This window comes from Rhodoferax sp. LB1P47, from assembly GCF_056521445.1.
On sequence record NZ_JBWMAU010000012.1, the window covers coordinates 1 to 26,789 of the forward strand.

The following is a 26,789-nucleotide window of genomic DNA, read 5'->3' on the forward strand; positions in this document are numbered from 1 at the left end:
GTCTTGGTAAACCAGATGATGTCACTTCCCAGTGGCTGCGCCTACACCTTCACCCTCAAAAATTCGACTCCCAATCGACAGGAAATTACATCTTTGAGTGGTTGTGCAAGTGGCTCAAATAAATAGCTACTTACGCATATGAAATATGCGCTAGAGGCCTAAAAAGCACACAGTTAACTATCGAGCTTGGGGTCCAATGCGTCACGCAGACCGTCGCCCAGCAGGTTAAAAGCCAGCACGGTAAAGAAGATGGCCAGGCTGGGGAACAGCGCGATGTGCGGCGCAGTCATCATGTCGGCGCGGGCCTCGTTCAGCATGGCACCCCACTCGGGTGTGGGCGGCTGGGCCCCCAGGCCCAGGAAGAACAGGCTGGCGGCGGTGATGATGGAAGTGCCGATGCGCATGGTGAAATACACCACCACCGACGAGAGCGTGGCCGGAAAGATGTGCCGGGTGAGGATGGTCCAGTCCGACGCGCCAATCGACCGCACGGCTTCGATGTAGGTCAGGTTCTTCACCACCAGGGTGTTGCCGCGCACCAGCCGGGCAAACGCGGGCACGCTGAATACCGCCACGGCCAAAATCACGTTGACCATGCCATTGCCCAAAATCGCCACGATGCCAATCGCCAGCAGGATGCCGGGAAAGGCAAACAGCACGTCCGATATGCGCATCACGATGCCGTCCCACCAGCCCTCGTAGTAGCCTGCCAGCAGACCCAGCACCGTGCCAATCACCGCACCCACCGCTACCGAGATGAACCCGGCCGCCAGCGAGATGCGCGCGCCCATCAGGATGCGGCTGAATATGTCGCGGCCCAGGGCATCCACACCAAACCAGTGCGTAGCCGAGGGTGTGGCGTTGAGCGCGTCGTAGTCGAAGAAATTTTCGGCATCGAACGGCACGATCCAGGGTGCCAGCAGCGCCACCACCACCAGCAATAACACCAGGCCACCCGCCACCAATGCGAGGTGTTGGTTTTTGAATTTGCGCCAGAATTCGCTCCAGGGTGTGCGCAATTTCTCTATAGTCAAAACAGGCTCTAGCGCAGGTTTGGTATGCATAAGCAGCTACTTTATTTGTAGCGAATGGTGGGATTAATGACGGCATACAGCACATCAACGGCCAGGTTGATCAGGATGAACTCCAGCGAAAACAGCAGCACCTCGGCCTGGATGACCGGGAAGTCGCGCATTTCCACCGCATCCACCAGCAGGCGGCCCATGCCCGGCCAGTTGAACACCTTCTCCACCACGATGGAGCCGCCCAGCAAGAAGCCGAACTGCAAGCCCATCATGGTGACCACCGGGATCAGCGCGTTGCGCAGACCGTGCTTGAGCACCACCACAAACTCGCCCAAACCCTTGGCGCGGGCGGTGCGCACATAGTCTTCTTTCAGAATGTCGATGAACGACGAGCGGGTAAACCGCGCCATCACCGCCGCCACGCCCGCGCCCAGAGTGAGCGAGGGCAGCACGTAATGCCTCCAGGAGTCCGCCCCCACCGTGGGCAGCCAGCCCAATTGCACCGAAAACACTTGCATTAACACCATGCCCAGCGCAAACGACGGAAACGAGATGCCGGTGATGGCCAGCGTCATGCCCAGGCGGTCGGGCCATTGGTTGCGCCACACGGCAGACACCGTACCAATCACCAGCCCCAGCAGCACCGACCAGCCCATCGCCGCCACGGTCAGCCAGAAGGTCGGCATGAAGCGCTCGGCGATCTCGGTGGACACAGGCCGTTTGCTGCGCAGCGAATGGCCAAAGTCGCCTTGTACCGCGTTGCTGATGAAACGCCAGAACTGGGTGTAAAGCGGCTGGTCCAGCCCCAGGTCTTGCCGGATCATCTGTACCGTTTCGGCGTCGGCTTCCGGCCCTGCGGCCAAGCGCGCAGGATCGCCTGGCAGCAAATGCACGAACAAAAACACCAGCCCGGCCACGATAAGCAACGTCGGCAGCAGGCCCAGCAGCCGCTTAAGGATGTAGTTGAGCATGCAGGCCGGGAGCTATTTCAGTTCGATTTCGTCAAAGTTGAACGAGCGGTCGGGCATCACGTAGAAGCCGCTGAAGTTCTTGGCGCGTGCCGACACTAGTTGCAGCGTGGCCAGGTGGATCCAGGGTGCATCTTTCCAGACGCGCTGTTGCACGTCGGCGTAAATCTGCGCCTTCAGCGCCGGGTCGGTGGTCACCAGCGCCTTGGCGATACCGGCTTCCACCGCGTCGTTCTTGTAATAGGCCACGTTGAACGACTTGGGCGGGAACGATTCTGCCGCCAGCAGCGGACGGATGGCCCAATCCGCCTCTCCGGTAGACGCCGACCAGCCCACGTAGTACATGCGCACCGGGGCGGTGGCGGCATCGGGCGCGCTTTCGACGCGCTCTGCCCGCTGCCCGGCTTCCAGGGCCAGCACTTGCAGATTTACCCCGACCACGCGCAGCTGCTGCTGGATGAACTGGATGGCTTTGAGCGAGGTGGAATCGGTAAAGGCAGACCACAGCGTGCTGTCAAAGCCATTCGGGTAGCCCGCCTCTTTCAGCAGTTCGCGGGCCTTGACCGGGTTGTACGGCCAGGGGCCCAGCTTGGTGGAGAACTGCACGTCCTTGGGGATCACGCCTTCGGCAGGGATGGCGTAGCCGCCGTACACCACCTTGATCAGCGCATCCTTGTTGATGGCGTAGTTCAGGGCTTCGCGCACCTTGAGGTTGTCAAACGGCTTGTGCTGGGTGTTGAGTGTCACAAAGCGGTGCACGATGGACGGCGACACCGTGATCTCCAGATTCGGCTTGGCCTTGAGCAGCTCGACCTGCTCGGGCGGCACCGGGTAGGTGAAGTGGGCCTCGCCGGTCTGGATGATGGCGCTGCGCGAGTTGTTATCGACCACCGGGCGCCAGGTAATGCCGTCCACCTTGGGGTAGCCCTTGCGCCAATAGCCATCGAATTTCTCGGCCTTCACAAAGTCAGTCTGCTTCCACTCGACGAACTTGAAGGGGCCGGTGCCTACCGGATTCTGGCCAATGGTCTTGCCGTATTTGGCGATGGCCGCAGGCGAAATCATCACCGCCGATGGATGGGCCAGCGAGTTGATGAAGGGCGAGAACGGCTCTTTGAGCACAATCCGCACCGTATTGGCATCCAGCACCTCGGTCTTGGCGATGTTTTTATACAGGGTGTAGCGCTTGAGCTTGTTGTCGGGGTTGGTCACGCGGTCAAAATTGACCTTGACAGCCTCGGCGTTGAAGTCGGTGCCGTCCTGGAATTTGACGCCTTTTTTGAGCACAAAGGTGTAGTTCAGGCCGTCTTTACTGGCCTTGTAGCTCTCGGCCAGCACCGGCACCATCTTCATGCTTTTGTCAAAGCCCAGCAGGCCCTGGTAGAACGACTTGGCTACAGCTTGCGACAAGGTGTCGTTGGCATCGTAAGGATCCAGGGTGGTGAAGGTCGAATCCACCGCGATGACTACGTTCTTGACGGCCAAAGCGGGAGTGGCGAACGCGGCTAAAGCCGCCGAATGGGCCAGCACCAGCGACAATTTTTTCAAGTTTGCGTGCATGTCAAAACTCCAGGGTTAGAAAAAAACTTAGTAAATCCCACCGACCTTGTGCCGCGCCACAAAGTGGCCGGAGCCCACCCTCACCAGCGGGGCCACCTGGGGCAGGTCGTGCAGGGCGCGAATGGGGCTGGGGATGTCACCGGTCAGTAGCTCGCGCCCGTGGCGGCGGCGTGCCGGGTCGGCCACCGGCACGGCGGCCAGCAGACGGCGGGTGTAGGCGTGTTGCGGGTTCTCGAATACGGCGCGGCGTGGGCCGATCTCGACGATCTGGCCCAGGTACATCACCGCCACCCGGTGGCTGATGCGCTCTACCACCGCCATGTCGTGCGAGATGAACAAAAACGCAATGCCGTATTCGCGCTGCAAATCCAGCATCAAATTGATAATTTGCGCGCGGATGGACACGTCTAGCGCCGAAACCGCTTCGTCAGCCACCACCACCTTGGGGTTCAGCGCCAGGGCCCGGGCAATCGCAATCCGCTGGCGCTGGCCACCGGAAAATTCATGCGGGTAGCGCTGGGCGGCGCTGGCGGGCAGGCCCACGCGGTAGAGCAGATCGGCCACCCGCTTGTCGGCCTCCGGACCTTTGGCCAAGCGATGCACCAGCAGCGGCTCCATGATGGCAAAACCCACGGTAAGGCGCGGGTCCAGCGAGGCAAACGGATCTTGAAAAATAAACTGCACGTCGCGGCGCAGGGCTTGCAGGGCGTGGCCTTTGAGTGGCGCAATCGCCCGCCCGGCCACGTCCACACGGCCCGCATTGAATTCCACCAACCGCGCCAACGAACGCCCGGTGGTGGACTTGCCGCAGCCCGACTCACCCACCAGGGCCAGTGTTTCGCCGCGTTGCAGATGGAAGCTGACCTGCTCTACCGCGCAGACCTGGCGGGTGATACGCCCCAGCACCCCGGTGCGCACCGGAAAGCGGGTGGTCAGGCCCTGCACCTTGAGCACCGGCGGCATGTCGTATTGCACCGTGTCACGCTCCGGCCAAACGACTGCATCTGCCCCATCGGGCAAGGGAAATTTGGCCGGGTTGTCGGTACCGCGCATGGCTCCCAGCGTGGGCACGGCCGCCAGCAGCGCGCGGGTGTAGGGGTGCTGCGGGGCGGCAAACAGGCGGGCGCAATCGCCCTCTTCCACCTTGTCGCCGCGCAACATCACCACCACCCGGTCGGCCATCTCGGCCACCACACCCATGTCGTGGGTGATGAACAGCACGCCCATCTGCATCTCATCTTGCAGCAGGCGGATCAGCGACAGCACCTGGGCCTGGATGGTCACGTCCAGCGCGGTGGTGGGCTCGTCGGCAATCAGCAGGCGAGGTTTGCAGGACAAGGCCATGGCAATCATTACCCGCTGGCGCATGCCACCCGAGAGCTGGTGCGGGTAGCGGCCCAGCACGCTCTGCGCCTCGGGGATGCGCACCAGATCGAGCATGCGCAACGCCTCGGCACGGGCGGCGGCGCGGCCCAGGTGCTGGTGCAGGCGGATGGATTCGGCGATCTGCTCGCCCACGGGGAACACCGGGTTCAGCGAGGTCATGGGCTCCTGAAACACCATCGCCATCTCGGCACCCCGGATGCCGCGCAGGGCGGCCGGGCTGGCCTGGGCCAAATCCAGCGTGCTGCCATCGCGCCGGTGGAACTGCATGCTGCCGCCAGTGATGCGCCCGCCGCCGTTTTCTACCAACCGCATCAGCGCCAAGGACGATACCGACTTGCCCGAGCCCGACTCGCCCACCATCGCCAGGGTTTCGCCCGCGTTGACGTGGAACGACAGGTCGCGCACGGCATCCACCACGCGCTCCTTGGTTTCAAACCTTACGCTTAAGCGCTGGACATCCAGCACCCGGCGGCTGCCCTCCCCTGCGGGCCCACTCACGCAGGCGCTCCCAGGCTGGCGCGCAAGGTGACCGGCTTAGGCTGCACCAGCCGGGCAGGCCGCACCGGTTTAGCCGGTTTGGGGGGCAGGCTGGTGCTGCTCCACACCTGGGCACCTTCCACAAACACCTTGAGTTCGCCAGGGGCAAAACGGGCCCAGGGCTCGTCGGCGGTGAGCGGCTCGGTGGCGACCAGCACCATGCGGTCGGTTTCGCTATTGCCTTGGCGCAGGTCCAGCGTCATATCGCAGTCGATCAAGCGGGCGGTCTGGAACGGATGCTGGCGCGATACCCAGCTGAGGTTGGTAGAGCAGTGCGCGTACATGGCCTCGCCGTTGGACAGCAAAAAGTTGAACGTGCCGTGGCTGGCGATGCGTCGCACCAGATCGGCCAGCACCGGGGCCACCTGTTTCCAGCTGGGCGGGCAGGCCCCTTTAAAGGCGCTGCGCAGTTCTTGCAACATCCAGCAAAAGGCTTTTTCGCTGTCGGTGGTGCCCACCGGCAGGTAGTTGCCGCGCAGATTGGGGTGGTAATTTTTGAGGTCGCCATTGTGGCAAAACACCCAGTGCTGGCCCAGCCATTCGCGCTGGAACGGGTGGCAGTTGGACAGGGTCACCGCACCCTGGGTGGCCTTGCGGATATGCGCCAGCACCGACTTGGATTTGATCGGGTAGCTGCGCACAAAGTCGGCCAGGGCCGAGTCGCTGGCGCGCCCGTCGTCGATAAACACCCGGCAGCCGGTGCGTTCGTAGAAAGCAATGCCCCAGCCATCGGCATGTTCACCGGTTTGCCCGCCGCGTGCGGAAAACCCGGTAAACGAGAAGTTAATGCTGGCGCTACTGTTGCAGTTCATGGCGAGCATTTGGCACATGGTGTTTCTTTCAAGTCGCCCTGCGCAGTTGCAAGAATCAGGCCCTTGCTAGGCCCGGGGCAACGTCACGCCGACTTGGCCTTGGTACTTGCCGCCCCGGTCTTTGTAGCTGACCTCACAGACCTCGTCGCTTTCAAAGAACAGCACCTGGGCGCAGCCTTCACCGGCATAAATTTTGGCCGGCAGCGGCGTGGTGTTGCTGAATTCCAGGGTCACATAACCCTCCCACTCGGGCTCGAACGGGGTCACGTTGACGATGATGCCGCAGCGGGCGTAGGTGCTTTTGCCCAGGCAGATGGTCAGCACATTGCGCGGAATACGGAAGTACTCCATGGTGCGGGCCAGCGCAAAGCTGTTCGGCGGGATGATGCAGCTGTCGCCCGAGAAATCGACAAAGCTTTTTTCGTCGAAGTTCTTCGGGTCCACCACGGTGCTGTGGATGTTGGTGAAGACCTTGAATTCGGGCGCGCAGCGGATGTCGTAGCCGTAGCTGCTGGTGCCGTAGCTGATGATTTTGTTACCGTCACGTTCGCGGATCTGGCCGGGCTCGAAGGGCTCGATCATCCCGGTTTGCTCGGCCATACGGCGAATCCATTTGTCGCTTTTGATAGTCATACACAGTCTCTCAAGTTGGCGGCGATTGTAACCCGCGCCACAGCAAATCGCTACCAAAGTAATAGCTATATGCGTATACGATATATGCGCTAACGGTCTATTTGGCTTGAGAAATCACCGTCCGCTCCACGGCCCGGTCGTCGGCCAGGATGATCAGGCTGAACAGCAGCTCGTCCAGGCTCTGCGCGCGCGCTGTCTTACGTGCCAGCAAGTGCGTGGCCTGCGGGTTCAGCACCACAAAGTCGGCCTCGCAGCCCACCGCCAAATTACCCACCACGCCGCCCAGGCCCAGCGCCGCCGCTGCGCCCGCCGTGTGCTGCCACCACAGATTTTGCGGATTGAGCGACAGGCCAGGCTTGGTTTGCCCCTCCCGCCCCACGTAGTAGGCCGCACGCATGGTGTGGAACGGGCTGAAGCTGGTGCCGCCGCCCACGTCGCTGGCCAGGCCGTAGCCAAAGCCGATGCGGTCTGCGCCCGCGTAGTCAAAAAAGCCGCTGCCCAGAAACAGGTTGCTGGTCGGGCTGATGGCAGCCACGGTACCGGTGTCGCGCATCAGGGCGCGGTCTGCATCGTCAAAGTGGATGCAATGGGCGTACACGGCGCGCGGGCGCAGCAGGCCAAAACCTTCGTACACGCCCAGGTAACTGCGGGCATCGGGAAACAACTCTTGGGCCCAGGCGATTTCGCCCAGGTTTTCGGCCACGTGGGACTGCACCCACACATCCGGGTACTTGGCCGCCAGTTCGCCCGCGCCGCGCAACTGGGCGGGCGTGCTGGTGGGCGCAAAACGCGGGGTGATGGCGTAGCCCAGGCGGTCCACGCCGTGCCAGCGCTGGATGAGGGCCTCGGTGTCGATCAGGCTTTGCTCGGTGTCGTCGCGCACGCCGTCGGGCGAGTTGCGGTCTTGCAGCACCTTGCCGGTGATCAGGCGCAGCTGGTGCTTTTGGGCCTCGGCAAACAAGGCATTGACCGAGGTGGGGTGCGAGGTGGCAAAGGCCAGCGCGGTGGTCACACCATTGCGCAATAGCTCCGCTACAAAAAAAGTAGCTACTTCCGCAGCATGGTCGGGCGCGGAGAACTTTTTTTCTGCGGGAAACGTGTAGTTCTCCAGCCAGGGCAGCAGGCCGTCGGCGGGCGAACCGATGATGTCGGTCTGCGGATAGTGGATGTGCATGTCCACAAAGCCCGGCGCAAGGATGCGGCCCGGCAGGTGCTCGACCGGCAGGCCGGGATATTTGGGGCCCAGCGTGCGGTACGGGCCGACGGCTTGCACCCGTTGGGTGCCCGACGCATCAGGACCGACCACCAGCAGGCCATCTTCTTCAAAGATAGCCGAGTGGTCGGGGGCAAAACGGAGGATGGCGGCGCGGTAAGCTTTCATAGGCCAATAGCTTACGCATAATTCGGACCATTTCTTAACCCCTCTGACCATGACCGCCCTGCCCCCCATCCCCACCAGCACCGAAGCCCTGGCCCGTGTTTCCCCGGCCGAATGGTCAGCGGTACTCTCCGGCCCGGCCGAACAAGCCGCCCCCTGGATCACCGCTGCCGCCACCCTGGGCCGCGCCAATGCCCAGGCCGTGCTAGGCCAGTGGTATTTGGACGGCCACGGCGTGGCGCGCAACCCGGCCCAGGCCCTGCACTGGTTTCTCAAGGCAGCCGAGCAAGGCCACGCCATCGGCTCCAACATGGCCGGGCGCTGCCTGGAAAACGGCTGGGGCGCGCCCATCGACCTGTTTGCCGCCGTGGCCTGGTACAAAAAAGCCGCCAGCCTGGGGCTGGATGCCGGGCTGTACAACCTGGCCAACCAGCATGCCGAAGGTAAAAGCGTGCCGCAAGACCACGCCGCCGCCTTGCAGCTCTACCGCCAGGCCGCCGATCTGGGCCACGCCAAGTCCATGACCAAAATAGGCCGCTACTACGAGGACGGGCTGGTGGTAGAGAAAGACGTGGAGGCGGCCTTCTTCTGCTACCAGGAAGCCGCCCAGGGCGGTGACTTTCGCGGCCAGTTCAACTATGCAGGCATGCTGGCCGCACGCGGACGGCTGCCCGAGGCGCTGCAATGGCTGAACAAGGTGCCGCTGACCGCCACCCCGGCCTATCTGCAAAAAGTGGGCGCAGTGTTGCGGGATTCGGGCGTGGCCGAGTTTGCGGCGGTGGGGGCCAAGATGCTGGCCCAAGCTACCTCAGCGTAACTCGCTGGGCGCACGCCCAGTCCAAGCCTTGAAGGCCCGCGAAAAGCTCTTTTCGTTCAAAAAACCCACCGTGTGCGCGATCTGCTTCACCGGCCAGTCGGTGCGGTGCAGCAGGTCTAGCGCCACTTCACGGCGCACCTCGTCGCGCAGCGCCTGTAGCGACACGCCCTCCAACTGCAATTGCCGGTGCAGGCTGCGGGTGGACACGCCCAGCGCCACGGCCAGCGCCTCGGCATTGCGCAGCTCGCCCGAACGGGTGCGCAGCAGCGCCCGCACGCTTTGCTGCAACAGCCGGTCGTGCCGGTACTGCAATACCGTCAAGGGCAGCGCCCGCTCCAGCATGGTTTGCAGGGCGGATTCGTCGCGGCGCAGGGCCAGGCCCAGGTAGCGGGCATCGAAGCGAAAGCCCGCCTGCGGCGCGTTGAACACCGTGGGCCCCGGAAAAATCAGCGGATACACCTGCCCATGCGCGGGCTCGGGGAACGGAAACGCCACGCAGCGCAGCGGAATGCGCGAGTCGATGGCCCAGCAGGCATAGCCGTGCAGGTAGCGCAGGCTGGTCACCAAACAAAATTCGCGCAGGGGGCCAAAGTCTTGCTGCTCGGCCAGCGTCACCACGGCCTCGTCGCCTTCAATATGCAGGGATAGCTCCAGGTCGCCCGTTAGCAAGCGGTGGTGGCGGCACCAGCGCTGGATGGCCACCCCCAGGTTGGGCGCACCCAAGGATGCCCGGCACAGCAGGCCGTAACTCCCCCAAGGCAGCTTGCGCGAAAACCAGCCCAGGGCTTCGTCGTCCAACTCGCGCATGGCTGCATTGCAGAGCGTCTCCATCTGCGCTGCCGTGATGCAGGCCTGCGGATCGACCAACAGAGCTGGCGCAATTTGTGCAGCCTGCAAGGCCAGGCCAGGGTCTTGGCCGTAGCGCTCGTAAGCCAGCAAAACCGCCTGCACAAAGGCGATGGGTGTGGCGGCACGGGGGGATGCGTTGGCAGCAGCGGGGGAACGGGGTGGCATGGGCCGGAGGCTACGCAACTTTGGCACGATTTGCAACCACATTGGCAAGCATTGATTGCCCCACAGGCCGACACTAACGCGAACTATCTGAGGAGACACCCCCATGGCCCACCTGCCTTCGCTTTCATTCCACCTTGGCGACACCATAGCCATGCTGCGCGACACAGTGCAGAGCTTTTCCGCCGCCGAGATCGCCCCGCGCGCCGCCGCCATCGACCACGACAACCAGTTTCCCGCCGACCTGTGGAAGAAGCTGGGCAGCCTGGGCCTGCACGGCATGACGGTGTCCGAAGAATACGGCGGCACCGAAATGGGCTACCTGGCCCACATGGTGGCGATGGAAGAGGTGTCCCGCGCCAGCGCATCCGTTGGCCTGAGCTACGGCGCGCACTCCAACCTGTGCGTCAACCAGTTGCACCGCAACGGCACAAAGTCTCAAAAAGACCAGTACCTGCCCAAGCTGGTCAGCGGCGACCACGTGGGGGCCCTGGCCATGAGCGAGCCCAATGCGGGCTCCGACGTGGTCAGCATGCAGCTGCGCGCTGACTTAAAGGCCGACCGCTACGTGCTCAACGGCTCCAAGATGTGGATCACCAACGGCGGCGATGCCGACACCCTGGTCGTCTACGCCAAGACCGACATCCACGCCGGTGCCAAGGGCATGACCGCCTTCATTATTGAGAAGAGCTTCCAAGGCCTGAGCTTCGGTACCAAGCTGGACAAAATGGGCATGCGCGGCTCTAACACCTACCCGGTGTTTTTTGCGGACTGCGAAGTGCCTGCCGAGAACGTGCTGGGCGGTGTGGGCCAGGGTGTCAAAGTGCTGATGTCGGGCCTGGACTACGAGCGCACCGTGCTGTGCGGCGGCCCGCTGGGCATCATGGCGGCCTGCATGGACGTGGTGCTGCCCTACGTACACGACCGCAAGCAGTTTGGCCAAAGCATTGGCGAATTCCAGCTGATGCAGGGCAAGCTGGCCGACATGTACACCACCTGGCAAGCCTGCCGCGCGTATGGCTATGCCGTGGCAGCCGCCTGCGACCGGGCCGACCATGCCCGCACGCTGCGCAAAGATGCCGCCGGGGCCATCCTGTATCTGGCCGAAAAAGCCACCTGGATGGCGGGCGAAGCCATCCAGATCCTGGGCGGCAACGGCTACACCAACGAATACCCCACGCCCCGCCTGTGGCGCGATGCCAAGCTGTTTGAGATCGGCGCGGGCACCAGCGAAATCCGCCGCATGCTGATTGGCCGTGAGCTGTTTGCAGAAACCATGTAAGTACCGCACCATGCAAGTCCTGAAATCCCAGCTCCAACCCCGCGACCCGGCCTTCCGTGCCAACGCAGATGCCATGCGCACCCTGGTGCAAGACCTGCGCGAAAAAGCATCCGTTGCCGCCCTGGGCGGCGGTGAGGTGGCCCGCCAGCGCCACACCGCGCGCGGCAAACTGCTGCCGCGCGACCGCGTGGCCCAGCTGCTCGACCCCGGCACGCCCTTTTTGGAAGTGGGGCAACTGGCGGCCTATGGCATGTACGACGGCGAAGCCCCCGCTGCCGGGCTGATCACCGGCGTGGGCCGCATCAACGGCATCGAATGCATGGTGGTGGCCAACGATGCCACCGTCAAAGGCGGCACCTACTACCCGCTCACGGTCAAGAAGCATCTGCGCGCGCAAGAAATTGCCATGCAAAACCACCTGCCCTGCATCACCCTGGTGGATTCGGGCGGGGCCTTTTTGCCGCGCCAGGACGAAGTCTTTCCCGACCGCGACCACTTTGGCCGCATCTTTTACAACCAGGCCCAAATGAGCGCGATGGGCATTGCGCAAATCGCCGTGGTAATGGGCTCGTGCACCGCAGGCGGGGCCTACATGCCCGCCATGAGCGACGAAACCATCATCGTCAAAAACCAGGGCACCATCTTCCTGGGCGGCCCGCCACTGGTGAAAGCCGCCACCGGCGAAGTCGTCACCGCCGAAGACCTGGGCGGGGGCGACGTGCACACCCGTATCTCTGGCGTGGCCGACCACCTGGCCGACAACGACCAGCACGCCCTGCTGATCGCCCGCAACATCGTTGGCAACCTGAACCGGCAAAAGCCCACCACCGTGAAGCTGGAATCCAGCGAAGAGCCGCTGTACGACCCCGCAGAGATCTACGGCGTGGTGCCGCTAGACGCACGCAAGCCCTATGACGTGCGCGAAATCATCGCCCGCACCGTGGATGGCTCGCGCTTTGACGAATTCAAGGCCCGCTATGGCAGCACGCTGGTTACCGGCTTTGCCCGGCTGTACGGCATGCCGGTGGGCATCCTCGCCAACAACGGCATTTTGTTTGGCGAGTCGGCCCAGAAAGGCGCGCACTTTATCGAGCTGTGCGCGCAGCGCGGCATCCCGCTGGTGTTCTTGCAGAACATCACCGGCTTCATGATTGGCCGCAAGGTGGAGAACGGCGGCATCGCCAAAGACGGGGCCAAGATGGTCACCGCCGTGGCCACCGCCGCCGTGCCCAAGATCACCATGCTGGTGGGCGGCAGCTTTGGCGCGGGCAACTACGGCATGTGTGGCCGGGCCTATTCGCCCCGCTTTCTGTGGATGTGGCCCAACGCGCGCATCAGCGTGATGGGCGGCGAGCAGGCGGCGGGCGTGCTGGCTACCGTGAAGCGCGAAGGGATCGAGGCCAAAGGCGGCCAGTGGTCGGCGGCGGACGAATCGGCCTTCAAAGACCCGATCCGCGCCCAGTACGAGCTGCAAGGCCACCCTTACTACGCCACGGCCCGGCTGTGGGACGACGGCGTGGTGGACCCGGCGCAAACCCGGCGCGTACTGGGCCTGTCGCTGGCCAGCGCACTGAATGCGCCCATCCAGCCCACGCAGTTCGGCCTTTTCCGCATGTGAGTTTGTATGTACACCACCCTAGAAATCGAACACCAGGGCAGCGCCGCCTGGCTGTGGATGAACAAGCCCGAGGTGCACAACGCCTTTGACGAAACCCTCATCACCGAGCTGACCCAGGCCCTGCTGGCGCTGGATGCCGACCCCGCCGTGCGCGCCGTGGTGCTGGCGGGCCGGGGCAAAAGCTTTTCGGCCGGGGCCGACCTGGGCTGGATGCAGCGCCAGGGCGCGGCCACGCTGGAAAAGAACGTGGACGATGCGCGCCAACTGGCGAATCTGTTCCGCACCTTGTCTTGCATGGCCACCCCCACCATCGCCCGCGTACACGGTGCGGCGCTGGGCGGCGGCATGGGCCTGGCTGCTGCCTGCGACATCTGCGTGGCCTCCAGCAAGGCGCAGTTCGCCACCTCGGAAGTGCGCTTTGGCATCATCCCCGCCGCCATCAGCCCCTACGTGCTGCGTGCCATAGGCGAACGCCACGCCTACCGCTACTTCCAAACGGCAGAGCGCATCAGCGCCGAGCGCGCCCTGGCCCTTGGCTTGGCGCACGAAGTCGCTGCGCCCGAAGCGCTGGATGCCACCGTACACACCCTGCTGGAGGCCTTGCAGGCCGGTGGGGCCGGCGCGCAAGCCGCCGCCACCGCGCTGATCCGCGCCGTCGCCAACCACCCCATCGACGATGCCCTGGTGGAAGACACCGCCCAGCGCATCGCCCGCCTGCGCGCCACGCCCGAGGCCCGCGAAGGCCTGGAGGCATTTCTTGAAAAGCGCGCGCCCTCTTGGGTTGCGTAAGGAAACACCATGTTCAACAAAATCCTGATTGCTAACCGGGGTGAGATCGCCTGCCGGGTCATCAAGACGGCCCGCCGCATGGGTATCCGCACCGTGGCGGTGTACTCCGAGGCCGATGCCAACGCCCGCCACGTGCGCCTGGCCGACGAGGCCGTGTGCATTGGCCCGGCAGCGGCCCGCGAGTCGTACCTGGTAGCAGACAAAATCCTGGCCGCCGCGCTGCAAACCGGTGCCCAGGCGGTGCACCCCGGCTACGGATTTTTGTCCGAGAACGCCGACTTTGCCGATGCCTGCGCCCAGGCCGGCGTGGTCTTCATCGGCCCGCCGGCATCTGCCATCCGCGCCATGGGCAGCAAATCTGCCGCCAAAACTTTGATGGAAAAAGCCGGTGTACCCCTGACCCCCGGCTACCACGGCGACAACCAGGACCCCGAATTTCTGGCCGCGCAAGCCGACAAAATTGGCTACCCGGTGCTCATCAAGGCCAGCGCAGGCGGCGGCGGCAAAGGCATGCGCCGGGTGGACGCGGCGGCCGATTTTGCGGCATCGCTGGTGTCGTGCAAGCGCGAAGCCATCAACGCATTCAACAACGACCATGTGCTGATCGAAAAGTACGTGCTCCAGCCGCGCCACATCGAAATCCAGGTGTTTGGCGACAGCCTGGGACACTGCGTCTACCTGTTCGAGCGCGACTGCTCGGTGCAGCGCCGCCACCAGAAGGTGCTGGAAGAAGCCCCCGCCCCCGGCATGACCGCCGAGCGCCGCGCCGCCATGGGCACCGCCGCCGTCAACGCCGCCCTGGCCGTGGGCTATGTGGGCGCAGGCACGGTGGAGTTCATTGCCCACCAGGATGGGGCCTTCTACTTCATGGAAATGAACACCCGGCTGCAGGTGGAGCACCCGGTGACCGAGATGGTCACCGGGCTGGACCTGGTGGAATGGCAGTTGCGCGTGGCCTCGGGCGAGCCCCTGCCGCTGGCGCAGGAGCAACTGGTGCTGACCGGCCATGCCATCGAAGCGCGCATCTACGCCGAAGACCCGGACAAGGGCTTTCTGCCCTCCACCGGCCGCCTCAGCCACCTGCTGCCCCCGGCCGCTTCGGCCCATGTGCGCATCGATACCGGAGTCGAGCCGGGCGACGAAATAACCCCGCACTACGACCCGATGATCGCCAAGCTGATCGTCTGGGATGCCGACCGCACCCAGGCCCTGGCCCGCATGCGCCAGGCGCTGGCCGACTACCAGATCGTCGGCGTGGCCAACAACGTGGCCTTCTTGCAGCGCCTGGTGAGCACGCCCTCGTTTGCCGAAGCCAAGCTGGACACCGCACTCATCGAACGCGAGCAGGAGCACCTGTTCCCTGCCCTGGCCCAGGCCGTGCCCGCAGACGTATGGATGCTGGCCGCGCTGACCGTGCTGCAAAGCCAAACCGATGCCGCCGCCCTGCCCACCATGGAACCCGACTCGCCCTGGCGCGTGCTGGACGGCTGGCGGCTCAACGGCACTTCGCAGCAAACCATCACCCTGCGCAGTGGCGAGACGGAGCAGGCTGTGACCGCCGAAGTGGTGACAGACGGCGTGCTGCTCGGCCTGGGCGGTGACCCCGTGCTGGCCCGCCGCACTGGCCCATCACAAGTGCAGTTGGGCGAGCGCCGCCTCCATGCCACGGTGGTGGCCCAGGCCGCGCAGTTGCACGTGTTCTGCCACGGCCAAAGCTGGGCGCTGACGAAGGTAGAGCTGCAACAGGGCGAAGGTGGCGACGATGCCCACGGCGGTATCCACGCCCCCATGCCCGGCAAGGTGATTGCCCTGCTGGCCACAGTGGGCACCACGGTAGAAAAAGGCATGCCCCTGCTGGTACTGGAAGCCATGAAGATGGAGCACACCATCCACGCACCCGCCAAGGGCACCGTCAAGGGCTTCTATTTCAGCGCGGGGGAACAGGTGGGCGATGGGGTAGATTTGGTGGATTTCGAGGCCACGCCGTCATGAGCCAAACAAGCAATTTTGTGCGCATCATCGAGATGGGCCCGCGCGATGGCCTGCAAAACGAAAAGCAGCTCGTCTCCACCGCCACCAAGCTGGAACTGATCGAGCGCCTGGCCGATGCCGGGCTGCGCGAGATCGAGGCCACCTCCTTCGTTTCCCCCAAATGGGTGCCGCAGATGGGCGATGCTGCCGAGCTGATGCGCGGCCTGGTGCACCGCCCCGGCGTGACCTACCCGGTGCTGACCCCCAACCTGCAAGGCTTTGAAGCCGCGATGGCGGCAGGGGCCGACAACGTGGCGGTATTCGCCGCCGCCTCCGAGGCGTTTTCGCAAAAGAACATCAACTGCTCGATCGCCGAATCCCTGGCCCGCTTCGCCCCGCTGATGGCCGCCGCCCAGGCCCAAGGCGTACGGGTGCGCGGCTACGTATCGTGCGTGGTGGGCTGCCCGTACGAGGGCATCGTCGCCCCCCAGCGCGTGGCCGATGTGGCCGGGCAATTGCTGGCGATGGGCTGCTACGAGGTATCGCTTGGCGACACGATTGGCGTGGGCACGCCCGACGCGGTGCTGCGCATGCTGGAGGCCGTGGCGCAGCAGGTGCCGGTAGCCCAATTGGCAGGCCACTACCACGACACTTTTGGCATGGCGATTGCCAACGTGTACGCCTCGTACCAGTTCGGCCTGCGCGCCTTCGACAGCTCGGTCGGCGGCCTGGGCGGCTGCCCCTACGCCAAGGGTGCTACCGGCAATGTGGCCACCGAAGACCTGGTGTATCTACTGCACCAGTTGGGCGCGGACACCGGTATTGACCTGGACCGGCTGGTGGACTGCGGCACGTGGATCAACGCCCAGCTGGGCCGCGCATCCGCCTCACGGGTCGGGCGGGCGCTGCTGGCAAAGCGGGCTGGCAGCTAATACGGCACTCTGCATTTGCTATTTATTCAATAGCTACTTGCGCAGGTGCAATATGCGCTAGCGGCCTATTTCATTCAAATTTTTCAAAGTACGCCTGCAAGCGCCCCATCAGTGCCTTTTTTTGTTCTTGGTCGATAAAACTGGCCTCAAAGCTGTTGGCGGCCAGCTGGTAGGCGTGCTGGGCGGTGAGGCCGGTGGCGGCGAAGGTTTGGAGGAAGTTCTCGTTCAGGTAGCCGCCGAAGTAGGCCGGGTCGTCGGAATTGACCATCGCCACCAGGCCTGCGTCGAGCAGCGCGCCCAGGTTGTGGTCGGCCAGGTTCGGGAACACGCAGAGCTTTTGGTTGGACAGCGGGCACACCGTGAGCGGGATGCGGTCGCGGGCCAGGCGCTGCATCAGCACCGGGTCTTGGGTGGACTGCACGCCGTGGTCAATGCGCTCCACGTGCAACACGTCCAGCGCGCTCCAGATGTAGGCCGGGGGGCCTTCTTCGCCCGCGTGGGCTACCAGCCGGAAACCCAGTGCGCGGCAGCGGGCAAACACCTTGGCAAACTTCTCGGGCGGATGGCCAAGTTCACTCGAATCCAGACCGATGCCGATGAATTTATCGCGCAGCGGCAGGGCCAGCTCCAGGGTGGCGAACGCGTCTTCTTCGCTGAGGTGGCGCAGAAAGCACAGGATCAGCACCGCACTGATGTCCCACTCTTTTTGCGCATCGACGCAGGCGCGGTGCAGGCCGTGGATCACGGTGTCCATCGCCACGCCGCGCGCGGTGTGGGTTTGCGGGTCGAAGAAAATCTCGGTGTGCGCTATGTTATCTATAGCAGATCGCGCAAGGTAGGCGTGCGCCATGTCGTAAAAATCTTGCTCTTTAAGCAGCACGCTGGCCCCGGCGTAGTAGATGTCCAGAAAGCTTTGCAGATTGGTAAAGGCGTAGGCGCTGCGCAACTCTTCCACGCTGGCGTAGGGAATGGCGACCTGGTTGCGCTGGGCCAGGGCAAAAATCAGCTCGGGCTCCAGCGAGCCTTCGATGTGGATGTGCAGCTCGGCCTTGGGCATGCCGCGCAGCAGGTCGGGTAGGCGGTGGGCGGGGATATTTTTGACAATCATGGGGGACTCCTGGTTCGGTGCAGTCGGAAACTGCAAGCTCTGTGCCCAAGTGTCGCATCCACAAACACAAAAGCCGCTGGGCAAGAGCGGCTTTTGGCATATTGGCGGGGATGCCCCCACCCCGACCCTCCCCCGGCGGGGGAGGGAGAAGCTTTACTTGCCGCCGGGGATCTTGCCTTCTACGCCTTTAACGTAGAAATTGACACCACCCAAGAACGCATCGTCGGCCACCGTATCTTTGGCCACCACCACCTTGCCGGACTGGTCCATGATCGGGCCCTTCCAGATCACGAAGCTGCCGTCGGCCAGGCCTTTTTTGATCTCTTCGACCTGGGTTTTGGTTTCCGCAGGCACGTCGTCGGCGATGGAGACGATGTCGATTGCGCCTTCCTTCACGCCCCACCAGCTCTTGCCCGCAGCCCACTTGCCGTCCAGCGCGTCTTTGGTGGTCTTGATGTAGTACGGGCCCCAGTTGATCACGGCGGAAGCCAGGTGGGCCTTGGGGCCGTAGGCGGTCATGTCCGAATCCCAGCCGAAAGCGCGCTTGCCCTTGGCTTCGGCGGTTTTCAGCACGGCGGGGGAATCGGTGTTTTGGAACAGCACGTCGGCACCACCGTTGATCAGCGCGGTAGCGGCTTCGGTTTCTTTCGGTGGGCTAAACCATTCGTTGACCCAGACCACCTTGGTCTTGATCTTGGGGTTCACGCTCTGCGCGCCCAGGGTGAAGCTGTTGATGTTGCGGATGACTTCGGGGATTGGGATGGAGCCCACCACGCCCAAGGTGTTGGTCTTGGTCATCTTGCCTGCGATCACGCCGGCCATGTACGCGCCCTCATAGGTGCGGCTGTCGTAGGTGGCCATGTTGTCGGCGTTCTTGTAGCCGGTGGCGTGCTCAAACTTTACGTCCTTGCTGTCGGCGGCCACTTTCAGCATGGGTTCCATGTAGCCGAAGGTAGAGCCAAAAATCAGCTTGTTGCCCTGGCCCACCATGTCGCGGAAGACGCGCTCGGCATCGGCCGATTCGGGCACGCTTTCGACAAAGCTGGTGACGATCTTGTCGCCCAGCTCTTTTTCCAACGCCTTGCGGCCGTTGTCGTGGGCAAAGGTCCAGCCGCCATCGCCCACCGGGCCGACGTAGGCAAAGGCAATTTTCAGCGGCTCGGGCTTGGGGGCCTCCACCACCGGGGCCGACGCTGCGGGCGCAGCCGCCGGGGCCGCTACGGGCTCTTCCTTTTTGCCACAGCCCACCAGGGCCGCCGCCACCGCAGACGCGGCAGCCAATTGGATCAGGGTACGTTTCTTCAGGTCGGTCATGTGATTTCACTTTCTGGGGTTTGCAAGGAGAAAACAGGGTGTAACAAAATGATTATGAACTTGGGAAGAACGGTTTACCCAAGGACGCGGGCATGTTGATGCGAATCCACGCCGGGTTGCGCGAAATCAGCGCCAGCACCACGATGGTGGCCAGATAAGGCAGCATGCTCAGCAGCTGGGCCGGCACCTCCACCCCCACGCTTTGCAGGTGGAATTGCAGCATGGTCACGCCGCCGAACAGGTAGGCCCCCAGCAGCACCCGGGTGGGCCGCCAGGTGGCAAAGGTGGTCAGCGCCAGCGCAATCCAGCCCTTGCCTGCCACCATGCCCTCCACCCACAAGGGCGTGTAGGCCAGCGAGATAAACGCACCCGACAGCCCGCACAGCGCGCCGCCCAGCACCACCGCCAGCAGGCGGATGCGCCGCACCGGGTAGCCCAGCGCGTGGGCCGACTCGGGCGATTCGCCCACCGCGCGCAGCACCAGGCCGCTGCGGGTGCGGTACAAAAACCAGACCAGCCCTGCCACCAGCGCCATCGCCCCGTACACCAGCGGGTGCTGGCGAAACAGCGCCGGGCCGAGCAGCGGAATATCGCCCAGCACCGGCACGGCAAACTGGATGCGCTCGGGCAGTTTGGCCTGCACATAGCTGATGCCGGCAAACGCCGAAAACCCGCCGCCAAACAGGCTCAAGGCCAGGCCGGTGGCGTACTGGTTGGTGTTGAGCCAAATCACTAGCACGCCAAACAGCGCCGCCAGCAGAGCCCCCACGCCCATGCCCGCCGCAAAGCCCAGCCAGTCGCTGCCGGTGTGCACCACCGTGGCGTACCCGGCAATGGCGGCACACAGCATCATGCCCTCGGCCCCCAGGTTGACGATGCCGGCTTTCTCATTGACCAACAGGCCCAGGGCGGCCAGCGCCAGCACCGTGCCCGCACTCAGCGTGGCGGCAAATAACAAGGCATACGATTCCATCACGCCCCCTTTCTAAAACGGACGCGGTAAGCGATCAAGGTGTCGCAGGTCAGCAAGGTGAACAGCAGCAGGCCCTGGAACACGCCCGTCAGTGATTTCGGCAGGCCCAGGCGCGACTGCGCCAGCTCACCGCCGATGTAGAACATGCTCATCAGCACCGCCGAGAACACCATGCCCACCGGGTGCAGCCGCCCCACAAAGGCCACGATGATGGCCGCAAAACCATAGCCCGCCGGGACCGACAGCGTGAGCTGGCCAATCGGCCCGGCCACCTCCAGCGCACCGGCCAGCCCCGCCGCGCCGCCCGACACCAGCAGCGCCACCCACAGCGCCTTGCGCGATGAAAACCCTGCATACCGCGCCGCAGCCGGGGCCAGCCCGCCCACCTGCTGGGCAAACCCGGCCCGCGTGCGGAACAAAAACACCCACAGCACCAGCACCCCCACCAGTGCAATCAACAAGCCAATACTGACCCGCGAGCCGGTAAACAGCCGGGGAATGCGGGTGATAGCCTCAAAATTTTTGGTTTGCGGAAAGTTGTAGCCCTGTGGGTCTTTCCAGGGGCCATCGACCATAAAACCCAGCAACTGCACCGCCACGTAGACCAGCATCAGGCTGACCAGAATCTCGTTGGCGTTGCACTTGTCGCGCAGCAGTGCGGTGATGCCGCCCCAGACCATGCCGCCCAGCACCCCGGCCAGCAAAATCGGCAGCACGATCCAGCCGCTGCTGGTTTTGTCGGCCAGCAGCGCCACGCCGCTGGCGCAAATGGCCCCGATCACGTACTGGCCCTCGGCCCCGATGTTCCACACATTAGAGCGAAAGCACACCGCCAGCCCCAGCGCAATGACCAACAGCGGCGTGGCCTTGACCATCAGCTCGCCCAAGGCGTAGGGCGTTTTGATGGGCTCCCAAAAGAACACCTGCAAGCCTTTGACCGGGTCTTTGCCCAGCGCGGCAAACAGGGCCACGCCAATCACCACCGTGAGCAGCAGCGCCAGGATGGGCGAGGCATAGCCCCAGAACTTGGACGGCTGGGGGCGGGCTTCAAGCTTCAACATGCAACACCTCGGGAATCGTCCACAAACCGCTCATCCATTCTCCAATCTGTGCCACCGTGGCATCGGCCCGCGCCACCGAGGGCGACAGCCGCCCCTTGGCAATGACGTGCAGCCGGTCGCATATTTCAAACAATTCGTCCAGCTCTTCGCTGACCACCAGCACCGCGCACCCGGCATCGCGCAGGGCCAGAATCTCGCCGCGTATTTGCGCCGCAGCGCCCACGTCCACGCCCCAGGTGGGTTGCGAGACGATCAGCAGGCGGGGCTTGGCGTCGATCTCGCGGCCCACAATAAATTTTTGCAGGTTGCCGCCCGACAGCGACTTGGCCGCCGCGTGTGGCCCGCCAGTTTTGACCTTGAACCGCTCGATGATGCTGTGCGCCTGCGCTTGCAGTGCCCCCAGCCGAATCCAGCCGCCCGCCCCCACCGCATCGCTGCGCGTCAACATCAGGTTGTGCGCCAGCCCCAGCGTGGGCACGGCACCCCGGCCCAGGCGTTCCTCGGGCACAAAATGCAGGCCCAGCGCCCGCCGCTGCTGGGGCCCCCAGCGCCCCACGGGCTGGCCCAGCACCTGCACCATAGCGGCTTCGGCCCGGGTGTCTTCGCCCGACAAGGCATACAGCAGCTCGCGCTGGCCGTTGCCCGAGACCCCGGCAATGCCCACCACCTCGCCCGCCTTGACCTGCAAATCAATGCCCTCCAGGTCCACACCAAACTGGTCCTCGCGGGCCAGCCGCAGGCCGTGCACGTGCAGCGTGGTGGCCCCGGTTGGCACGCTACGGTGTTGCAGCGCGGGCGGCTCGGCACCGATCATCAGGCGGCTCAGCGAGGTGTTTGTCTCCTCGGCCGGGTTGCACACGCCGGTCACCTTGCCGCCACGCAGCACCGTACAGGCGGTACACAGGGCGCGGATTTCGTGCAGCTTGTGGCTGATATAGAGGATGCTGCAGCCTTCAGACACCAACTGTTTGAGCACCACAAACAGCTTTTCCACCGCCTGCGGGGTCAGCACCGAGGTGGGCTCGTCCAGGATCAGCAGTTTGGGGTTGGTGAGCAGCGCACGGATGATTTCCACCCGCTGCATCTCGCCCACGCTCAGGGTGTGCACCGGGCGGCTGGGGTCAATGTCCAGGCCGTAGGCACTGGCCTTGGCGGTGATGCGTTGGGTCACCTCGGCCAGGCTGAGGCTTTTGTCCAGCCCCAGCCAGACGTTTTCGGCCACCGTCAGGGTGTCGAACAGGCTGAAATGCTGGAACACCATGCTGATGCCCAGCGCCCGCGCCTCTTGCGGGTTGCGGATCACGACCGGCTGGCCGTCAAATAGCACCGTGCCCTCGTCGGGCTTGACCGCGCCGTAGATGATCTTCATCAGCGTGGACTTGCCCGCGCCGTTTTCGCCCAGCACCGCATGCGCCTCGCCGGGCTGCACCGTCAGCGACACGCCGCAGTTGGCCACCACCGCCGGGTAGCGCTTGGTGATGTTCGTCAGTTGTAGCCTGGGTGGCGGGAGGGGTGGTGCCATGCGGTGCTCAAATTTATAAAAATAATGCCTCTAGCGCTTATGTTGCCTGCACAAGTAGCTACTTTTTTAATAGTAAACCCCGGCAAGACCCTGGCTGCGTCTGGAATACCCCAGCAAGCTCAGTGCCAGGCGCCTATAAATTGCGAACAATGGCCGTACACAGCCGGTAAACGCCGCGTATCCTAACCGGCAACCGCGCCTAGATCCGCCGCACAATGCACCAAAATGGGTGGTGCGACTATTGCATGTGATCCCTACAAGAATTGCCCACAAGGACCGACCCGCCATGACGACCCAACCCCTGCGCTTCATCCGGCGCGGCCAGACCATCACCCTGCACAACGTGCCGCCCGACCGCACCCTGCTGCAAGTGCTGCGCGAAGACATCGGTGCCACGGGCACGAAAGAGGGCTGCGGCGAAGGCGACTGCGGGGCCTGCACGGTGGTGCTGGCCGAACCCGAAAATGGCACGCTGCGCTTTCGCGCCATCAACAGCTGCATCCGCCTGGCCCACTCCATTAACGGCATGGCGTTATGGACGGTGGAAGACATCGCCCAGCCCAACGGCAGCCTGCACCCGGCGCAAGAAGCGATGGTGCAGTGCCACGGCTCCCAGTGCGGCTTCTGCACGCCGGGCTTTGTGATGAGCCTGTTTGGCATGTACCAAAACAACCAGGCCATCAGCCGCAGTGCAGCGCAAGAAGCCTTGTCCGGCAACCTGTGCCGCTGCACCGGCTACCGGCCGATTCTGGATGCCGCCCAGGCGATGGAGCACCTGCCCACCGTGCGCATCGACGAGGCCGCCTTGCTACAACATTTAGAGCAGCTTGCGCTCATCAGTCCTGCGCCAGAGGTCGATTTGGCTTATATCTCGCCACGCAATCTGGCCGAGCTGACCGCTGCCCGCGCCGCCCACCCGCAAGCCCAGATCGTGGCCGGGGCTACCGACGTGGGCCTGTGGGTGACCAAGATGCACAAGCACTTCGACCGCGTGATCGACGTGACCCAGGTGGCCGAGCTGCGCCAAACGATTCACCACGCCGACCACTTGCAGATCGGCGCCGCCGTCACCTTGCATGACGCGTTCACCGCCCTGGTCGCCAGCCGCCCGCAACTGCACAGCTTTGCCAGCCGCTTTGCCGGGCTGCCGGTACGCAACTCGGGCACGCTGGGCGGCAACGTGGCCAACGGCTCGCCAATTGGCGACTCGATGCCGCTGCTGATTGCGCTGGGGGCCACGGTGGTGCTGGCCAGCCAACGCGGGGAACGCGAGTTGCCTTTGGAAAACTTGTACACCGGCTACCGCACCAATGTGATGGCGGCGGATGAGGTGCTGGCGTGGATCACGGTGCCGCATGCAGGGGCCGAGTTCATGCGTGTTTACAAAATTTCCAAACGCTTCGACGATGACATTTCGGCCATCTGTTTGGCGCTGAGTCTGACGGTGGAAGATGGCATCGTCACAGCCGCCTCCATCGGCGTAGGCGGAGTGGCGGCCACCCCGGTGCGCGCCGTGCAAACCCAGGCCGCCCTGCTCGGCCAACCGTGGACACTGGCAACCGCCCACGCCGCCGCAGCGGCACTGCGCGCCGAATTCCAGCCCATCAGCGACATGCGGGCCAGCGCCGCCTATCGAAGCGAAGTCATGGGCAACCTGCTGCAACGCTTCTGGCTGGAAAGCCAGGGGCAAACCCAGATCAACCTGGCCACTTTCGACGTGGAGGCCTGCGCATGAACGCCCCTGACAAACTCCCACTTTCGACCGCCTCCGCCGGCACCAGCCAGCCGCACGAAAGCGCCCGCGCCCAGGTAGCGGGTGCGGCACAGTACGTGGACGACATGCCCGAGGTGCGCGGCACGCTGCATGCCGCCCCCATCCTGTCCACCGTGGCCCACGGCCGCCTCAACGGCGTGGACACCGCCGCCGCGCTGGCCATGCCCGGCGTGCACGCGGTGGTGTTGAGCAGCGACATCCCCGGCGACACCGTGCTGGCCGCGTTCTCGCACGACGAACCCATCTTTGCCAGCGACCGGGTGCAGCACATCGGCCAGGTCATCGGCCTGGTCGTGGCCGACACGGCCATGCAGGCCCGCGCCGCCGCCCGCGCCGTGACGCTGGATATCGAAGCCCTGCCCGCCCTGCTGGACGTGCGCGCGGCCCATGCCGCGCAAAGCTATGTGCTGCCGCCCGTGTTTGTGCGCCGGGGCGATGCCGCTGCGGCTTTGGCCAGCGCCCCGCACAGACTCACCGGCCAGCTCGAAGTGGGCGGCCAAGAGCACTTCTACCTGGAGGGCCAGATCGCCTACGTGCTGCCGCAAGAGCAAGGCCAGTGGCTGGTCTACTCCAGCACCCAGCACCCCGGCGAGGTGCAGCACTGGGTGTCGCACGCGCTGGCCATCGCCAACCACGCGGTCAAGGTCGAATGCCGCCGCATGGGGGGCGGCTTTGGCGGCAAGGAAACCCAGGCCGGGCACCTGGCCGTGTGGGCCGCCGTGGCGGCGAACAAGCTGCGCCGCCCCATCAAGCTGCGCTTCGACCGCGACGACGACTTCATGGTCACCGGCAAGCGCCACCCCTTCGCCTACGACTACACCGTGGGCTACGACGACGCAGGCCTGGTCTGCGGCCTGCAGCTCACCATGCTGGCCAACTGCGGCTTCAGCGCCGACCTCAGCGGCCCGGTGGCCGACCGCGCCGTCTTCCACGTAGACAACGCCTACTTTCTGGCCGATGTAGACATCGCCTCGTACCGCGTCAAAACCCACACCCAGAGCCACACTGCGTTTCGCGGTTTTGGCGGGCCGCAGGGCGTGATCGTGATTGAGACCATCCTCAGCGAGATCGCCCGGCAACTCAAGCTGGACCCGCTGGCCGTGCGCCGCCACAACCTGTACGACGCAGCCGACACGCCCAATGCACAGCGCAACATGACGCATTACCAAATGGAGGTGGAGGACAACATCCTGCACCCCATGCTCTTAAAATTAGAGCAGTCTGCGCAGTATGCATCTAGGCGCGAGGCCATTTTGGCTTGGAACGCGGCCAACCCGGTCATCCAGCGCGGCATCAGCATCACGCCGGTGAAGTTCGGTATCTCCTTCACCGCCACGCTGTTCAACCAGGCCGGAGCGCTGGTCCATGTCTACACCGACGGCAGCGTGCAGGTGAACCACGGCGGCACCGAGATGGGCCAGGGCCTGAACACCAAGGTGGCGCAGATCGTGGCCGACGAACTGGGCGTGCCCTTCGCCAGCGTGCTGGCCACGGCGGCCGACACCAGCAAGATACCCAACGCATCCGCCACGGCGGCCAGCAGCGGCACCGACCTGAACGGCCGCGCCGCCCAGTACGCCGCCCGCAATGTGCGCGACAACCTGGCCGCTTTTGCCGCCGGGCTAGACGGCTGCGGCGCCGGGGCGGTGCAGTTCAAAGGCGGCCAGGTCATCACCCCCAGCACCAGCCGCCCGTTTGCCGCCGTGGTGCAGCAGGCCTACGCCAACCGCATCCAGCTGTGGAGCGACGGCTTCTACCGCACGCCCAAAATCCACTACGACAAAACCACGCTGACGGGCCGCCCGTTCTACTACTTTGCCTATGGGGCAGCCTGCACCGAGGTGGCCATCGACACCCTGACGGGCGAGAGCCGCGTGCTGAAAATCGACATCCTCTACGACGCAGGCAGCAGCATCAACCCGGCCATCGACATCGGCCAGGTCGAAGGCGGCTTTGTGCAAGGCATGGGCTGGCTGACCACCGAGCAACTGGTGTGGAACGCCAAGGGATATTTGAGCACCCACGCCCCAAGCACCTACAAAATCCCCGCCACCGGCGACATCCCCGCGCACTTCAAGGTAGACCTGTGGGAGCAGCCAAACCGCGAGGACACCGTGTTCCGCAGCAAAGCCGTGGGCGAGCCCCCGTTCATGCTGGCCATCAGCGTGTTCGAGGCGCTGAAGGAGGCGATTGCCTCGGCACGGGGCGATGGCGCAGTGGTGCAACTGGCGGCACCGGCCACGGCAGAGAACGTGCTGTGGGCGCTGCGGATGGGGGGAAATCCGACGCACCTCCAGACAAAGAATGCTATATAAAAT

Annotated in this window: 21 protein-coding genes; 8 read left to right on the forward strand and 13 right to left on the reverse strand. The window is 64.2% G+C overall.

Annotation, left to right across the window (positions count from 1 at the left end):
- Positions 1-173: 173 nt before the first annotated feature.
- From gsiD to guaD, 7 genes are all read right to left on the reverse strand, one after another.
- Entirely contained in the window at positions 174-1,064 is an 891-nt protein-coding gene (gene gsiD / locus AC0969_RS13780) for a glutathione ABC transporter permease GsiD (protein ID WP_479624719.1), read from the reverse strand.
- Positions 1,065-1,075: 11 nt separating this feature from the next.
- Positions 1,076-1,996 (reverse strand): glutathione ABC transporter permease GsiC, encoded by a 921-nt coding sequence (gsiC, locus tag AC0969_RS13785; RefSeq protein WP_479624720.1) that lies wholly within the window; start codon positions 1,994-1,996, stop codon positions 1,076-1,078.
- 12 nt (positions 1,997-2,008) lie between these two features.
- Positions 2,009-3,553: a glutathione ABC transporter substrate-binding protein GsiB gene (gene gsiB / locus AC0969_RS13790; protein WP_479624721.1), complete on the reverse strand. Its 1,545-nt coding sequence runs from the start codon at positions 3,551-3,553 to the stop codon at positions 2,009-2,011.
- Between the two features lie 27 nt (positions 3,554-3,580).
- A complete protein-coding gene (locus AC0969_RS13795) occupies positions 3,581-5,437 on the reverse strand; it encodes a dipeptide ABC transporter ATP-binding protein (RefSeq protein WP_479624722.1) in 1,857 nt (618 codons plus the stop codon).
- Entirely contained in the window at positions 5,434-6,306 is an 873-nt protein-coding gene (locus AC0969_RS13800; RefSeq protein WP_479624723.1) for a class II glutamine amidotransferase, read from the reverse strand. The genes AC0969_RS13795 and AC0969_RS13800 overlap by 4 nt, the downstream gene beginning before the upstream one ends.
- A gap of 48 nt (positions 6,307-6,354) precedes the next feature.
- On the reverse strand, positions 6,355-6,921 hold the full coding sequence (gene dcd, locus AC0969_RS13805; RefSeq protein ID WP_315243802.1) for a dCTP deaminase: 567 nt from the start codon (positions 6,919-6,921) through the stop codon (positions 6,355-6,357).
- 97 nt (positions 6,922-7,018) lie between these two features.
- Positions 7,019-8,302 carry a guanine deaminase gene (gene guaD / locus AC0969_RS13810; protein ID WP_479624724.1) on the reverse strand — a complete coding sequence of 428 codons (1,284 nt, stop codon included), beginning with the start codon at positions 8,300-8,302 and terminating at the stop codon, positions 7,019-7,021.
- 49 nt (positions 8,303-8,351) lie between these two features.
- Between guaD and AC0969_RS13815 the strand changes: the two genes are divergently transcribed.
- A complete protein-coding gene (locus AC0969_RS13815) occupies positions 8,352-9,116 on the forward strand; it encodes a tetratricopeptide repeat protein (RefSeq protein WP_479624725.1) in 765 nt (254 codons plus the stop codon).
- On the opposite strand, the gene AC0969_RS13820 is transcribed toward AC0969_RS13815, so the two are convergent.
- Positions 9,108-10,130: an AraC family transcriptional regulator gene (locus AC0969_RS13820; RefSeq protein ID WP_479624726.1), complete on the reverse strand. Its 1,023-nt coding sequence runs from the start codon at positions 10,128-10,130 to the stop codon at positions 9,108-9,110. The genes AC0969_RS13815 and AC0969_RS13820 overlap by 9 nt on opposite strands.
- Positions 10,131-10,233: 103 nt before the next feature.
- On the opposite strand from AC0969_RS13820, the gene AC0969_RS13825 reads away from it, so the two are divergent.
- Genes AC0969_RS13825 through AC0969_RS13845 form a run of 5 tightly spaced genes read left to right on the forward strand, consistent with a single transcriptional unit; the run spans position 10,234 to position 16,719 of the window.
- A complete protein-coding gene (locus AC0969_RS13825; RefSeq protein WP_479624727.1) occupies positions 10,234-11,409 on the forward strand; it encodes an isovaleryl-CoA dehydrogenase in 1,176 nt (391 codons plus the stop codon).
- 10 nt (positions 11,410-11,419) lie between these two features.
- A complete protein-coding gene (locus tag AC0969_RS13830; protein WP_479624728.1) occupies positions 11,420-13,027 on the forward strand; it encodes a carboxyl transferase domain-containing protein in 1,608 nt (535 codons plus the stop codon).
- A gap of 6 nt (positions 13,028-13,033) precedes the next feature.
- Positions 13,034-13,816: an enoyl-CoA hydratase/isomerase family protein gene (locus AC0969_RS13835; protein ID WP_479624729.1), complete on the forward strand. Its 783-nt coding sequence runs from the start codon at positions 13,034-13,036 to the stop codon at positions 13,814-13,816.
- A gap of 9 nt (positions 13,817-13,825) precedes the next feature.
- Positions 13,826-15,808, forward strand: coding sequence for an acetyl/propionyl/methylcrotonyl-CoA carboxylase subunit alpha (locus AC0969_RS13840; protein WP_479624730.1), 1,983 nt, complete (start codon positions 13,826-13,828; stop codon positions 15,806-15,808).
- On the forward strand, positions 15,805-16,719 hold the full coding sequence (locus AC0969_RS13845; protein ID WP_479624731.1) for a hydroxymethylglutaryl-CoA lyase: 915 nt from the start codon (positions 15,805-15,807) through the stop codon (positions 16,717-16,719). The genes AC0969_RS13840 and AC0969_RS13845 overlap by 4 nt, the downstream gene beginning before the upstream one ends.
- A gap of 70 nt (positions 16,720-16,789) precedes the next feature.
- Here AC0969_RS13845 and AC0969_RS13850 read toward each other — a convergent pair whose 3' ends face one another.
- From AC0969_RS13850 to AC0969_RS13870, 5 genes are all read right to left on the reverse strand, one after another.
- Positions 16,790-17,827 carry an adenosine deaminase gene (locus tag AC0969_RS13850; protein WP_479624732.1) on the reverse strand — a complete coding sequence of 346 codons (1,038 nt, stop codon included), beginning with the start codon at positions 17,825-17,827 and terminating at the stop codon, positions 16,790-16,792.
- A 153-nt stretch (positions 17,828-17,980) separates the two neighbouring features.
- Complete coding sequence (locus AC0969_RS13855; protein WP_479624733.1) at positions 17,981-19,141, reverse strand: BMP family ABC transporter substrate-binding protein; 1,161 nt, start codon at positions 19,139-19,141, stop codon at positions 17,981-17,983.
- 52 nt (positions 19,142-19,193) lie between these two features.
- Positions 19,194-20,114: an ABC transporter permease gene (locus tag AC0969_RS13860; protein WP_479624835.1), complete on the reverse strand. Its 921-nt coding sequence runs from the start codon at positions 20,112-20,114 to the stop codon at positions 19,194-19,196.
- Positions 20,114-21,175, reverse strand: a complete 1,062-nt coding sequence (locus AC0969_RS13865) for an ABC transporter permease (RefSeq protein WP_479624734.1) — start codon at positions 21,173-21,175, stop codon at positions 20,114-20,116. The genes AC0969_RS13860 and AC0969_RS13865 overlap by 1 nt, the downstream gene beginning before the upstream one ends.
- Complete coding sequence (locus AC0969_RS13870) at positions 21,162-22,697, reverse strand: ABC transporter ATP-binding protein (protein WP_479624735.1); 1,536 nt, start codon at positions 22,695-22,697, stop codon at positions 21,162-21,164. The genes AC0969_RS13865 and AC0969_RS13870 overlap by 14 nt, the downstream gene beginning before the upstream one ends.
- Positions 22,698-22,983: 286 nt before the next feature.
- On the opposite strand from AC0969_RS13870, the gene xdhA reads away from it, so the two are divergent.
- A complete protein-coding gene (xdhA, locus tag AC0969_RS13875) occupies positions 22,984-24,432 on the forward strand; it encodes a xanthine dehydrogenase small subunit (RefSeq protein WP_479624736.1) in 1,449 nt (482 codons plus the stop codon).
- Entirely contained in the window at positions 24,429-26,786 is a 2,358-nt protein-coding gene (gene xdhB, locus AC0969_RS13880) for a xanthine dehydrogenase molybdopterin binding subunit (RefSeq protein WP_479624737.1), read from the forward strand. Before xdhA ends, xdhB begins: the two co-directional genes overlap by 4 nt.
- Positions 26,787-26,789: the final 3 nt, after the last annotated feature.